General features: G+C 67.1%; 9 protein-coding genes. 6 read left to right on the top strand and 3 right to left on the bottom strand.

The window, feature by feature from the left end; genetic code table 11:
* Positions 1 to 48: 48 nt before the first annotated feature.
* The 3 genes from QNA09_RS27310 to QNA09_RS27300 form a co-directional block, all read right to left on the bottom strand.
* The gene (locus QNA09_RS27310) at positions 49 to 1437 is read right to left on the bottom strand and encodes a ParA family protein (RefSeq protein WP_308072537.1); all 1389 of its coding nucleotides are present in this window, start codon (positions 1435 to 1437) and stop codon (positions 49 to 51) included.
* 2 nt (positions 1438 to 1439) lie between these two features.
* Positions 1440 to 1787, bottom strand: coding sequence for a hypothetical protein (locus tag QNA09_RS27305; RefSeq protein ID WP_248957646.1), 348 nt, complete (start codon positions 1785 to 1787; stop codon positions 1440 to 1442).
* A 109-nt stretch (positions 1788 to 1896) separates the two neighbouring features.
* Positions 1897 to 4053, bottom strand: coding sequence for an FtsK/SpoIIIE domain-containing protein (locus QNA09_RS27300; protein ID WP_308072535.1), 2157 nt, complete (start codon positions 4051 to 4053; stop codon positions 1897 to 1899).
* A gap of 1111 nt (positions 4054 to 5164) precedes the next feature.
* Between QNA09_RS27300 and QNA09_RS27295 the strand changes: the two genes are divergently transcribed.
* The 6 genes from QNA09_RS27295 (at position 5165) to QNA09_RS27270 (ending at position 13573) form a co-directional block, all read left to right on the top strand.
* Positions 5165 to 5473 carry a hypothetical protein gene (locus QNA09_RS27295; protein WP_308072534.1) on the top strand — a complete coding sequence of 103 codons (309 nt, stop codon included), beginning with the start codon at positions 5165 to 5167 and terminating at the stop codon, positions 5471 to 5473.
* Positions 5474 to 5516: 43 nt separating this feature from the next.
* The gene (locus tag QNA09_RS27290; RefSeq protein WP_308072532.1) at positions 5517 to 5915 is read left to right on the top strand and encodes a hypothetical protein; all 399 of its coding nucleotides are present in this window, start codon (positions 5517 to 5519) and stop codon (positions 5913 to 5915) included.
* Positions 5912 to 8977, top strand: coding sequence for an ATP-binding protein (locus QNA09_RS27285; protein ID WP_308072531.1), 3066 nt, complete (start codon positions 5912 to 5914; stop codon positions 8975 to 8977). Before QNA09_RS27290 ends, QNA09_RS27285 begins: the two co-directional genes overlap by 4 nt.
* Positions 8974 to 11136, top strand: coding sequence for a hypothetical protein (locus tag QNA09_RS27280; protein WP_308072530.1), 2163 nt, complete (start codon positions 8974 to 8976; stop codon positions 11134 to 11136). The genes QNA09_RS27285 and QNA09_RS27280 overlap by 4 nt, the downstream gene beginning before the upstream one ends.
* 149 nt (positions 11137 to 11285) lie before the next feature.
* Complete coding sequence (locus QNA09_RS27275) at positions 11286 to 11978, top strand: hypothetical protein (protein ID WP_308072529.1); 693 nt, start codon at positions 11286 to 11288, stop codon at positions 11976 to 11978.
* Positions 11975 to 13573, top strand: coding sequence for a peptidoglycan DD-metalloendopeptidase family protein (locus tag QNA09_RS27270; protein WP_308072528.1), 1599 nt, complete (start codon positions 11975 to 11977; stop codon positions 13571 to 13573). Before QNA09_RS27275 ends, QNA09_RS27270 begins: the two co-directional genes overlap by 4 nt.
* Positions 13574 to 13609 lie beyond the last annotated feature (36 nt).

Genomic DNA, 13609 nt, shown 5'->3' with positions numbered 1-13609 from the left:
TGAAAGTAGGTGAAGAAAACGGGCCCACCGCGCAGCGGGGGCAACGACTCAGCCAGCGGCATCACTGCCGATCCGGGTGACGGTCGCCGCGAGCACGGTCAGCGCATCGCAGGTCTCGCGGCGCAGTTGTGACAGCACGATCCGTTCCCCGGACGCGAAGACCGGCTCGAACGGCATCCGGCACACCGACACCCCGAGCGCGGTGAACGCCTCGACGGCCTCGGTCTCGACCATCGGCGCATCCCCCGGTCCGTCAGTGATGACGACGACGGTGCGCGCAAGCACATTCGGGCGGACCGCGGAGATCGCAGTGAGGGTGCGCTGCGCGGCCACGGCGGCGTCGCGACGCAGCGGAACGGGCACAACAACCGTGTGTGCGGCGGTGATCGCCCACCGCCAGCTGCCGGAGTGGCTGGAGTTTCCGGTGTCCGCGAGCATCAGGTCGTAGTGCCGTTCGAGGATCGCCCCGAGCGTGGCGGCATCGTCGAAGCTCAACGGCGCCTCGGCCCCGGCCGGTCCTGCCAAGGCGTAGGAACCGTTCGGCTGGCGGGTCAGGTAGCGCGCGAGAGTGGACGGGCGCACCTGGTGCGGTGCCTGGCCGAGATCCGCGAGCAAGCTCACCGCGTCGTGTCCTGCGGCCGGGGGGACCGCGACCCGATCGGAGAAACTGCCGCCGATCTCGCCGAGGTCCAGGCACGCGGCCGTGGCAGGGCCGCGGTACTCGGCGATCGTCTCGGCCAGAGCGATCGACATCGGGGTCTTGCCGACGCCGCCCTTGAGGTTGACGAAGGTGATCACGGCGCTCTCCGGCAGCGGGCCGGCGATCGTTGCCTGTGCGTCGCGCAGCCGCATTTCGAGCGAGTCCGCCTTCGGGGCCAAGGCGAGGCCGAGCATCGCATTGAGCCGGCCCCTCATCCCGATCCGGGCGGGCAGGTTCGCTGCCGGATTCACGCCCGGTGCGGACAGTGCCGGCAACGCCCCGATCGGGCCTGTGGCCGCGTCTGTGGGCCGAACAGACCGCGCGGTGGGGGTTGCTGCCCGCGCGGGCCGTGCAGTCGCCTGAACAGGCTGTGCGGGCGCCTCGTAGGGGATCGATTCGGCGGCCACGGTCACCGGTCCGGCCGGCGCCGGGGAGCCAGGCTCCGCGGGCGCCGGTTCCGGATCGGCCACCGCGACCGGGATGGGCACGCTCGGGGCGTTCTCGGTGAGCTTGCCGTCGGGGCCGACCGTGAGGAAGCGAGTGTCCTTGCCCGTCCGATAAACGACCTCGACGGCCGCCTGCTGCTCCACTGCGATCGTGCGCACGAACTCGTGCACGACAACCGCCAGGTTCTTGTCATCGGTTGCAGCCAGTTCCATCGGCGGCACGGCGGCACCGGCGAGTTGTGCGCGCGCTGTCGTCGCGGAGGTCGCCTCGATTTCCACGGTCGGCGTCATCGTCAGTTCCCGCCGAAGGCACCAGCGCCGGCCAGCGCGGTGTCCATGTCCTCGACGACGGCCTCGGTCTGCTCCAACTCGGCCAACGCCTGCTCGCGGGCCTTGCCCTCGGGCAACGCCTCGATGACCGCGCGGCGTTTGGTCGAAGCGTCGCGGATCTCGGCGAGACGTTCGCGGGTCAGTTCCTGCTTCTCGTCGAGCTTGGGCAGCCACGCAGGCACCGATGCCTTGAAGTACTCGCGCAGTGCAGCGATGACCGGATCGTTGGCGCCCTTGGCGATGAACGGTCCACGCAGCGCAGCGACATCCTCGGCGGTGGGGGTGATCGACTGGGAGATACGGCGGGTCATGGTGTTCCTTTCGAGGAGTGATTTCGGTGTGATTCGGTAGCGGGTGGACTCTCGGGACGAGAGCCGCCGTGCGGGTCGGGCATCGGCTCGATGCGGCAAGGTCACAGGGTCATGCGGGCGCTCCTACAGAGTCGGGATCGGGCAGTGCCACGACGCCGGTCGCGTCGAAGGTGATGCGGGTCTTGACGCGGCCGGTGCCCACGATCAGAACGGTCGAGCTGACCTCGCCCTTCTTGTTGCGGCGCACCTCGACGTCGTCGACGGTGACCGGCACCAGCTCGCCGCCGGAGTCGTCGAGAAGCACCGTCTGACCGGCCTGCACACTCGACGCCGGAATGGCATCGGCGAAGTCGTCGTCTTCTGCCTCCGGTTCCGGTGCCGACTCGGGCTCTTCTTTGACCATCGACACCGCGGAATCGTCGCCACGACCCGCCCCGATGACGATCGGCTCGGGCACGCTGCCGTGGCTACGCGCACGCTTCGCCAGCGCCCGCTCGGATTCGATGAACTCGGCCAGCTCCGGCGAGTAGCACGTGAACTGCGGCGCCTCCGCTGGTATGAGGCCGTCGATGATCGCCTTTTCGCTCTGCGAGAGCTGGTTCCACTTGTTCGGATGCTTATCGACGTTCGGGGTCCACCACATCTGCGCATCGACCGGATTACCGTCGTCCCCGAGCGCGATCCCGCGGCCCTTGACCGACGTGTCGACCTCCCGGCCGACGGTGGAATCCCCCCACATCATCAGCGCGCCGTCCTGCGAGAGATTGCCGAGCGAAATGCGGGTGCCGAAGTTGTCCCGCGCATTGCCCGAGGCGCCGCCGAACAGGGACGCATCCGGGCGCTGCACCCCGAGCAACAAGCGGATGCCGGCCGAGCGGGCGAGCACCGCCAGATCCGCCCACGCGCCGAGCGGATCGAGTTCTTTCAGCTGTGCCTTGGTCTCGTCGTCACCGGTCTTGGCGAGGCGCTGCCACTTGCCGGAGAGGATGAAGAACTCGTCGAGCACCGCGATCATCAGCGGTAGCTGCGAGCCTTCGATCTTCATCTGATGGATGTAGGCGTTGCGCGCCATCATCTCGGTATGCAGGGCGCGCACGAACATCGCCGCGCGCAGTGCGTCGTAGATGATCGCCCCGCACCCCGGATAGCCCTCGAGGCCGTCGAGTTCGATCATCTTCGGATCGACCCCGACGAACGGGATACCGCGCCGCGCGGCCTCGGTGAGCAAGGTGCGGATCACCGAGGTCTTGCCGCCACCGGTCGGCCCGACAATCAAGCAATGCGGTTTGTTCGAGCTGGTGGACACATCCCAGAACATGATCCGATCCGCCGCCCCGGTCGCGTAGGGCAGGTGCCGCAGGTTCTCGTCGATCAATTCGAGGGGATGGTCCACACGCGTGGGCATGGCAGTCACCAAACGCATCACTAGGAATCCTTTGCTCGGGTACCAATCAGTGGTCCAATTGCGGCCGGACTCGTGCTCCCCCGCCAACGAGGCGAGCGCTTCCTCGACTTTCATTTGGAAGCCGGGCGAGCCGGTGTTCATCGACTTGTCGAAGGTGATCCGATAGCCGGTCTCGATGCCGTTCTCATCGATCGTTTCGACGGTGACCTTGGGGTCGGAGAAGATCGACGCCGCATCGAGCGCGTCCTGAAGAGCCTTCTGCCGTTCGCTGCGGGTGTCCGGGGCGATCGATGTGCGGGTGAGGACGAGTCGGTCGCGGTGCGCGTCGTGCCGCACCGTCATCGCCCACGAGTCGCTGCCACCAAATGCCGACTCGACCGCTCGGGAGAATTCCTCGAACTGCTTGGGTCGGATCACCGCACCGCGCGGCAGCGTGATCGTCGCGCGGCGCATCGTGCGCCGACCAGCGGACAGCGGAACAGCGACCTTCGTAGGCAGGTGACCGGTGCTCTGCCGGACCATCGATTCGAGCATCTGCGACCACCGGCGGGCACGGTGACGGGCAAGGTCGAGACCGATCAGCGGTGCGGTCGCTACCGCCAGCGGCCACCGGCAGTCGTGCAGCTGGGTCAGCGCATCCAGAGCCGCCGCGTTGTCGGCAACCGAAGCGATGAAGTGCGGGCTGGAGAAGGCGGCTGCGGCAGGTACCGCAGTGAACGGCGAGAACGGCACGAAGCGCGAGACTCCGGTGGGGCGGCCATCGTCGCCGATCCGGGGGCCGCGAGCGTCGCCACTGTCTCCGACCGTATCGCGCCACACAGCGACCAACCAGTCTTTGAGTGGGTCTGGAGTTCCGCTCACTGCCTGTGCCTTTCGCTCGTGTCGACGTCGCCGTTGATGTGGCTGCTGTTCGGTGGGTGCGAGCAGAGTTACAGAGGGGCGCTGTTTTCACCAACAGGGTGGACACCTTCCGCCCCTTCGAGCGATGGCATGTCGTGTCGGGACGCCGGCCGCCGATTGACCTGCTGTCCAACATGTTCGGCAGACGCTTGAGGCGCGTACGTCCCCTGTTCGTTCGATCGCTGCATCGAGCGCTCTTCCACTCGGCTGGGCGCCGCTGTTTGGAGCGCTCGAATCAGCGGTCGAAAACCTGTGTGCGCATCGCTTTGCCGAGCGCTCGACATGGCGGTCGTCGATGCACGTGCGTCGCGCTCTTCGAGCGCTCGCTGGAGTGGTCGCGCGCCGCGCGAAAGAGTGCTCGATCGTGCGAGTCGCCCCGCCTTCACGATCGCTCCGATGAGCGGTCACGACAGCGTTGGACGTCACCGCCGCTGCGCGTGTGTACGACCAGTGCATCGAGCGCTTGAAATAGCGTTCGACATGGGCGGTCGCGAATAGCGTTGGCGCTCGGCGGAATTCTGAGTTACACTCCCCCCCAAGGAACGCCGGGGGGGAGTGACCCCGGAGGGGTAGGCGCTACGAGCGCTTTTTCGAGCGGTCGAATCCACCGCTCGAATCGATCCCCCAATCCACCGCTGATTTCATGCGCTCACACGAGCGCTCTTCCCCCCGTGCGCGTACGTCTGACCCGCGCCGCCCTTCTCCCGTGCTCGATCACCGCCGGGCGACCACCACTGCCGCATCGCGCGAGAGTGGCGCTGGGATAGGCGTACTGGGTACCCATATGAGAGCTATAACTGCTACCGCCCCATAGGCATCGACGAGCGCATCGTTGCGTGGACGCTGAGAGCGAGCTCGTGGACACTGCTACGGCCCACCGTCGGATGCGTCATGTCTGCACCGCATTTCGGGGGCGCTCGACGGTGCGTGTCCGTCTCGTTCGATCTGCTTGTCGACCTCTGCGGACACACGCGATAGGTGCGGTCACCCTGTTGGGGAAAAACGTCTCGCCGTTTTACGGTCTCGCCCATCCCAACTCGGGTGTATCGACCGAACCATCAATGGAGCGCTCATGTCTCTCGCGTCAAGCTTGGCCGAACTGGCGATCACAACGATCCCCACCGGCGACGCACTCGCCCAGACCACCGAGGTCAGCACCACGGGGGTGCGCGCATGGATCGAAGACAACATCGTCTTCACGATCCTCATTCTCATCGCGTGCGTGGTGCTGATGGGTGGCCTGCGCGGCAACCTGTCGAAGGTCGTCACCGTCGGCGGCCTGTCGCTGGCAGGCATGGCGTATCTGGGCGTCGCGACGAACCCCGACGCGGCAACCGGGATCGGCAACTGGCTCCTCGGTCTGGTCGGCATCCAGGTCTGACCGCTACCTGCCACCACCGGCCGACGACTGAAGGGCACCGACCGTGATCGAAAACGACGACATGTTGCACCGCGTGGATCGGCACTATCTCGGCCCGACCGGCTTCACGCTGCCGTTCCGGGTGCGCTACGGAGCGGTCGGGATCGGTGTGGCCATCATCTTCACCGTCTTCTTCATCGCCCGCGCGATCGTGCACGTCCCGCTCAACTTCCAGTCGATCCTGATCATCCTCGCGCTCGGTGTCGTGATCACCTCGAAGGTCACGAAATACGTCAACGCCGACCGCCCACTGTGGTCGGTGCTCAAGGCCGCATGGAACGACCTGAACGCCCCGCGCCCGCCCAAGGTCGGCCAGACCGTTGTGCTCCGCATCCCTGCCGCCTTCCACACCCGGCGGAGCGCGCAGGACACCGTGTCGAACGAAGGGAACGTCTCCCGATGACTTTGCAGCCCGACAACGACATCGCGTCGCTGTTCGATCCGAACTTCGACGAGCCCGAACCGGCAGTCGTGCCGCCCGGCGCGCTGCCCCCGTCCTGGGCCGCAGCGATGGCAGCGAGTAGAACCGCTCCCCCGTCGCCTGCACCTGCTCGGGTCGCAGAGTCGGAATTGGCGTGGTCCCAGGTCCCCGACAGCAGCATCGCCTCCCCCACCGAGGTGAGCGCCGCGCCCATCGCGGTCGAGGCGGACCGGACGGACAGCAAGCGCAGGGGTGGACGCACGAAGCGCGGCAAGACCGCCGGCGCCGACGCCGAGTTCGCCCGCCAGTCCAAGGCCGCCGCCAAGCGTGCCGATCGCGCCCGCAAAGCGGTACGCCTGCAACTGGTCGGTGTGGAAGGCAACATCACCCGCACCCGCAAGCGGTCGACCGCATGGTTCATCCAAGAGCCCGGACCGTGGAACATGCGTCCGGTCGCCCGACAGCGCCGCTACATCCAGAACGAAGCGCTGGTGCTGGCGAACCTCGCCGACGCCGGCGTCACCGGCCTGCACCGCCGGTTGGTGCGCACCCCGTGGCCGGTGCGCCAATGGGCGCAAGCGCATGACGCGTGGGCCGAACCCATCCCCGACGTTCCCGGTGCGTTGTCATGGTCGGACTATCTGCGCGGTCAGCAGCACGCGATGCTGTGGGGCAACTCGACCCAGAAAGGCCGCTACTGGGGTGTGGAGCTACCGCCGCGGACGGCGCTGGCGGTCGGACTCGACACCGTCTCCGAATGGCTGCTTCCTGTGATCGATGTGCCACTGCTGGGCCGGGTCGCGAAGCTGGTCCGGGCCTGGGCGCGCACAGCATTCCTGGGCGAGCAGAAGGCGCTCGCCGATCACCTCGCCACGATCGAACGCATCCTTTCGGGCCAGGGGGTGCGCGCCAAGCCCGCAACGGGTGCGTTGATGGACTATCTGTTGCTGCGCTCGGCCTCGCTCGGATTGCCTCTCGATGCCGAGGGTGTGATCTCCGGTGGCGGTCACTGGGAACAGTCCGATGTCGCTGCGCTCGAAGACCTCACCGATCTGGAACTGACCCCCGGCGACGGGTACACCACCGTGCGCGGTCAGGTCGGTGGCCGCGACTACACCGGTTACGCCATCGTCCTCACCGTCGGGCGGATGGCGCCGCTGCCGATCCCGGAGCGGATGCTGCCCTGGCAGGTCCTCGGTGACTCCTCCGGTGAACCGCTCGAATGGTCCGAGCGCATCCGCCTGAAGACCAAGAGCCAGTCCATCCACCAGCTGCGCCGGCTCACCGCGCGCATCGAAGCGCAGTTCGATCACTACACCGTCGAACACGATCAGGTCCCACCGCAGGAACTCGCCGAACAGCACGCGCTCGCGCAGCAGGTGATCTCCGACATCGAAGACGACCACTCGGGGCTGTCGGTACGCACCGAGGGCTGGTACCGGGTGCTCGTCGTCGGCTCGACACCGGACGAGGCGAAAGAAAAGGTGTCGATGCTCCAGGAGATGTACGCCCCGCGCATCCGTCTCGAGCAGGAGCACGGCCAGTACCAGTTGCTGCGCGAGTTCATCCCGGGCGAACCGCTCGCCAACATCGCGCACTGCCGGCGCATGAGCGTCGAAGCCGTCTCCGCGGGGATGGCCGCGGTCGGCGACCGGATCGGGGACCGCAACGGTGTGGTGATCGGCGAGACCGCCTCGATCGCACCCCGCCCGGCGGTATGGGACCTGTTCGCCGCGCACGAGAAGAAGCACAAGTCCGGCCTGACCCCGATCGTGGCGGTGCCCGGATCGGGCAAGACCTTCCTCGCCGGAATGCTCGTCTACCAAGCAGTGCGCGCCGGGGCCTACGGGGTGGTGCTCGACCCCTCCGGACCGCTCAAGAAACTCGCGCAGCTCCCCGAGTTCCGGGGTATCGCCGATGTCCAAGCATTGACCGGGCGCACCTCCCGGCCCGGTTCGCTCAACCCCTACCGGGTGATCGTCGACCCACGCCGTAACGACCCCGAGTACGACCCCGCCAACCCGGATTACGCCGACGACGCCGATCCTGTCGCCGCCGCCCACGCCCAGTACGAAGCCGACGTACGCGCCGCGCAAGCGGAGCGGATCTCGGTGGCGGTGTCGGTACTCAAGATGATGTTGACCCCCGCCCGCCTCGAGCACGAGTGGACCGAAACCGTCCTTCAGACCGCGGCAAACACCGTCGGCGGCGAACGTCACCACAACCTGCGTGAAGTCCTCGACGCGATCGCCGCGCTCGGCAATGACGACGAGAACGCCGACCTGCGCACCTGCGCGCGCAGCGTGCACCAGGACCTGACGATGATGGCCGATCTCGCCGAAGCCCGAGTGCTCTTCCCCGAGCGCGGAACCACAGGAGACACCGGCGACATCGCAGGCGACAACATCCGGCTGACGGTGCTGACGATGCCCGGACTGCAACTGCCTCCCACCGGTACCGACCCGTCGCAGTGGACCCCGCAGCAGCGCATGGCCGGCCCGCTGATGCACATGGCCGCGTGGCTGGCGAACCGGCTCGTCTACGAGCTGCCGCGCTACGAGCGCAAGGTGTTGTTCCTCGACGAGAACAAGTACCTCGAGCAGACCGGTGCCGGCCGCACCCTGAACCTGCGCATCGCGCGTGACTCGCGCAAGTACAAAGTCCGGGCGCTCGTGTGCTCCCAGCTGCCCGATGACTATCTCGGCGTCGACGGCAGCGACGACAAGTCGGCTCTGACCTACGAGGTCATCATCGGCGATCTCGGCGGTAACGCTCACGCCATCGACGGCGCTCTGAAATTGCTGAACCTCCCCTCCGGAGAAGGCTACGAAGCGTTGCTGGCCGACCTCGGAGGCGGCGGCGAGGACACCTTCGATCCGGACACCAACACCGAGCACTTCGATCAAGCACGCCGGTTCATCGTGAAGATGGCTGACGACATCGAACTGGTCCGCTCGGACTGGACCCACTTCGTCCACCTGGCGCACGTGTTCGAGGCGCTGGACTCGCGGGCGACCCGCGCGGCGATGGGCGGCGCCTCATGAGCCCGCAGCGGTTCCAAGCCGACTCGACCGGTCGTTGCCCTTCCCCGCGCCGTTTCGGGTGGCGTACGGGGCTGCTGGCGCGGTTTCTGACCGTGTTGATGCTCGCGGGCATCTCGCTGATCGCAGCGGGCACCGGTGTAGCGACTGCGGGCGGATTCGACTGCACAGAGGTGCCGACCGCGGAGTTCCCCAACGAGGTCATCGAGACGACCTTCGACTCGTCCAGCGCCCACCGGGCACCTCGGGAAGGGGGAGGTGGCACCGGCTACGAGAGTTACGGGTGGGCCGGACTGAAGTGGCACACCTACGATCTCGGCTGCGGCGAGGATCTGGTCAAGGCGCCCGGCGCGGTCGCCGACACCACGCTGGGCAACACCTTCCTGACGATCGGCAAATCGCTCGCGGCCGCAGCCTTCTGGCTCGACGACCAGACCAAGACGGGGCAGGACGCCCTCGAGGCGGGTGTTGAGCCCGCCCTGGCCCAGTTCGACCGCATCGTCTATTCCATCTCCGATGGCATGCGCGGCGTCTACGTGGAGTGGCTGATGATCGCGCTGACCATCGTCGCTGCGATCGTGCTGTGGAAATCGCTCAAGGCCGACGCCGCCGGCGTCACGAAGACCTCGGCGATCGCCGCGGCCGGACTGATGCTCGGAGCACTGTTCGTCGGTGCACCGCAGAAAGCGGTCCAAGTCGCCGACGAGACGTTCGGCGCCCTGATCACCGAGACCCAGGACCAGATCTTCTCGGTCCAGTTCGGCGACGGCCCCGGCGGTGGCACCCTCACGAGTGGCCCGACTGATCCGAAGAATGTGCTGATCGATCGGGTGTTTCTCGAGGATTGGCGCAAAGGCTGGTTCGGAACCAACTACGACCAGACGGACGCTGCCGGACTGGGGCCGAAGCTGCGCGATTCGCTGGCCTTCTCGTACGAAGAGCAGGAGCGGGTCAAGAACGATCCGGCCGCCCAGGCCGAGCTCGCCGAGCACAAGTCCGACAAGTTCCGCGAGATCGTCGCATCGCTGGAATCCGACCACCAGTTGTCCTACTACCAATTCCAGGGCAAAGACTCCGGACGTACCTCGACCGGGTTCCTCGGCATGCTCAAACTGGCCATGCCGTCAGTGCTCTGGATCGGCGCCTCACTGCTCAAAATCACCGCACTGCTCGCGATCCGCTTCGCCATCCTGTTCGCGCCGCTGTGGGTGCCGCTCGCACTTGCCGGCGGTGGCTGGCTGGCCCGCATCATGCGGATGCTCGCCACCGCCTACATGTGGGGCGTGGCCGGTGCGGTCATCGTCGCGCTGTATCTGATGGCGCTCGTGCAGCTGTACGGCGTCGACAACGGTCAGGTCGACGGGTCCTGGCGACTGTGGTTCATGGTGCTGCTCACCGTCGTGTGCTGGGCGATCATGCGTCCGTTCAAGCGAATGACCCAGACCTTCACCCAGAACAACACGAGCATGGTCAATCGCAAGGCCCGCGAGGCGAAACGCTCCCTCAAGACCAAGGCATTCGCCGCAGCAGGCGCAGCAATCGGCGGGCCCGGCGGAGCAATCGCAGCCAAGGCCGGCGAACGCTTCGCTCGACGGGCTCACGAAGACGACATCGCCGGTGACGGCGAGGCCAAGGCAGCCTTCGTAGCCAGACCCGAAGGCCGCGGCCTGGGCAACCGCAGGCAGCAGGCACTGACACAGGCACGGTCGGACGCTCGCAAGAGCCGCATCGAACGTCTGGGTCAGGGCACCGATCGGATTGCCGAGCGCGACGCACGTATCGCCAGCATCGCCGCTGTCGCCAGCCGGGACATGGCCCGAGGAGACAATCCCGTGGAGCGCAAGGACACCGAGCGGGCCGCAGCATCCGGCGCCGCAGCGTGGAAGCGCCTGGACAAGGACGAGGTCGAGAACCGCCGTCAAGATCGGCAAGCTCGCAAGGAGATGCTGACAGCGAGCGTCGGGCAGCGCTGGGACGGCGGGGACCGCTCGGCCATCGCACCGATGAAGGTCTACACCCCTACCGGCAATCGCGAGCCGAGTCGACCCCCCCGCCACCTGGCACTCAACTCCGCCAGATCGACGGGGACCACCGCTTCCCGGGCACGGGTCCGGAATGCACCTGCACCGTCCGGCCCCAAGTCGACGGAGAGGTACGCCTGATGACGAGGTCCGGACCCAACCCCGTGCTCGCACCGATCCGACGGTGGGTGCTCTACTCACGTACCAACCTGGCGATCTCGGTAGGTTCTGGCCTCGCTGTGTTGTCGCTGGTCGGAATGATCTTCGGAGAAGATCCGCAGCCTCGATCCGTGGACAGCACCGCAATAGAAGCTGTTGAGAGCGCGCCGCCCACGACAGCAATCGAGTACAACCTCGACGAGGTCACCGAGTCCGTGGTGGTCGCCAAGTCGGCGTCCTGGGTCGCTTCCAGCGCACCCGCGACCGCAATGGCCTACGCGCACGTCTTCGTCGACACGGCACTCTCCGACGCCGAGTGGACCCGCGCGCTGAGCCGCTACACCGTGGATACGCTCGGTCCAGCCACAGTGGCCGCACGGCCGCGGACTCCGATCGTCATCACCGGCCCCACGACAAGCACCTCGGTGACCGGCGATGCAGAGGCTCCGGCCGCGCAGGTGAGCGTCCCGACGCAGGCAGGAGATCTGTTGGTCTCGGTCGTCGTCGAGGAACTGTCGGATGGCACCGAGCAGTGGGCGGTCACCACTCCGCTGCCGACGCTGGAACTGTCCGAGGTCGAAGACGCCACAAGACCGGCCACGACAACCCCCACGCCCCGGACGTCGACGGACGGCGACGCATCTGCACAGCCCACCCCTACGACCAAGCCTTCTCCGCCCTCACCGACGACGACCTCGGAGCCGACGCTCGATCGCGACGACTCCGAGGTGACACCGAGTCGCACCGTCGATCCCACTCCCGTACCGGTTCCGGGCCCGATTCCGATTCCGGAACTCGACACTCCGATTCCGGGGCAGCTGTGAGCGTCCGCCGCGCAGGAAAGGCGCTGCTGCTCGGTGGGGCGGCTGCCGTCGTCATTGGCACGTCCGCGTGCTCGGTGGGCGCGCCGGTGATCCCGCGCGATCCGTGCCGGGTCCTGCCGACCGATACCAGCGGTTCCGCGGAGACTGCACCAGGGGCGTCCGTGCCGGTCTCCGGCCCGATCCAGTTGCCGGTTCGTCCCGGAACAACCACTCACACCTCCGGATTCGGTCCGCGCTGGGGTGGGCAGCATCAAGGCGATGACCTGGCAGGTCCGGTCGGCACGCCGATCCTCGCGGCACTCGACGGGGTGGTCGTCGCCGCCGGGTCCTCGGGGGAAGGGCCAGGGGTCGGATTCGAGAACTGGGTGATCATCGACTCCAACGTCGACGGCTCCCCCGTGAGCACTGTCTACGGGCACATGTTCGCCGACGGCATCCACGTGAGCCCCGGCCAGCGAGTTACCGCGGGCGAGCACATCGCCGACATCGGAAACGCTGGCAGCAGCACCGGCCCACACCTGCACTTCGAGTACTGGCAAGGCGGCCGGTTGCAGGGCGGCACACCGATCGACCCTGTGACCGTACTGCCCGAGATTGCGCAGCAAAACGGCGGGGCTGCACTGATCGCCGATGACCCTCACACCAGTGACAGCGAGCAAAGCAACGACGTGCAGCTCGTCGCCGCGTCCCGTTCGACCGCCGACTGTTCGGGATTCGGTATGGCCGGCGGCGGCAACCTCGCCTTCGGAGCCGTACCGGCCGAGTTCGAGCCGTGGCTGCGTCGCGCAGGCGCGGTGTGCCCGGAGATCGACTCGGCTCTCCTGGCCGCGCAACTCCAGCAGGAGAACAACTTCCGTCACGGTCCGAACGCTCCCGTCTCACCGGCCGGCGCGGTGGGACCCGCGCAGTTCATGCCTGGCACCTGGGCCACCTGGGGCAAGGACCACGATGGTGACGGAACAGCGGACCCGAACTCGATCGGTGATGCCGTGATCTCACAAGCACACTTCATGTGCGCGCTCTACCAGGACATTTCCGAAGTACCGGGAGATCCGATCGAGCTGACCCTGGCGGCCTACAACGCAGGGCCGGGAGCGGTGCTGCTGCATCGAGGCATCCCGCCTTATGCGGAAACACAGAACTACGTCGCCAAGATCACCGCAGCGCGCGCGGCCTTCACCAACCCGAACTCGCGGGGCCGGTTCATGCCGAATGCCTCGGACGGCAATGGGCAGGTCGTTGCGGCGGCGCGCGAGTACCTGGGCACGCCGTACGTCTGGGGAGGCGGGGGCATTGGCGGGCCCTCCGGCGGTGGGTTCGACTGCTCGGGCCTGACCTCGTTCGCGGTCCATGCGGCCAGTGCCGGCAAGATCTCACTCCCCCGGACCTCCGAGCAGCAGTGGACCGTCGGGGTCGAGGTGCCGATCGAGAAGGCGCAGCCGGGAGATCTCGTCTTCGGTAGCTGGGGCCCGGCCGGGCCCGGCCATGTGGGGATCTACTCGGGCAACGGCCAGATGGTCCATGCACCCACTACCGGCGATGTCGTCACCGAAGCACCGCTCCAACCAGGAATGAAAGCCCGCCGAGTGATGTAGGGGACGTGCCATCTTTGCTGCTCAGAGACCTATTTT

This window comes from Rhodococcus sp. AH-ZY2 (assembly GCF_030916465.1).
Lineage (GTDB): Bacteria > Actinomycetota > Actinomycetes > Mycobacteriales > Mycobacteriaceae > Rhodococcus > Rhodococcus ruber.
The sequence above is the reverse complement of the archived record's forward strand: the minus strand, read 5'-3'. Positions and strand labels throughout refer to the sequence as shown.

Excerpts from the sequence above, each read along its gene's own strand:
- QNA09_RS27310 (WP_308072537.1), bottom strand. The coding sequence starts at position 1,437 with ATGACGCCGACCGTGGAAATCGAGGCGACCTCCGCGACGACAGCGCGC.
- QNA09_RS27305 (WP_248957646.1), bottom strand. The coding sequence starts at position 1,787 with ATGACCCGCCGTATCTCCCAGTCGATCACCCCCACCGCCGAGGATGTC.
- QNA09_RS27295 (WP_308072534.1), top strand. The coding sequence starts at position 5,165 with ATGTCTCTCGCGTCAAGCTTGGCCGAACTGGCGATCACAACGATCCCC.
- QNA09_RS27285 (WP_308072531.1), top strand. The coding sequence starts at position 5,912 with ATGACTTTGCAGCCCGACAACGACATCGCGTCGCTGTTCGATCCGAAC.
- QNA09_RS27280 (WP_308072530.1), top strand. The coding sequence starts at position 8,974 with ATGAGCCCGCAGCGGTTCCAAGCCGACTCGACCGGTCGTTGCCCTTCC.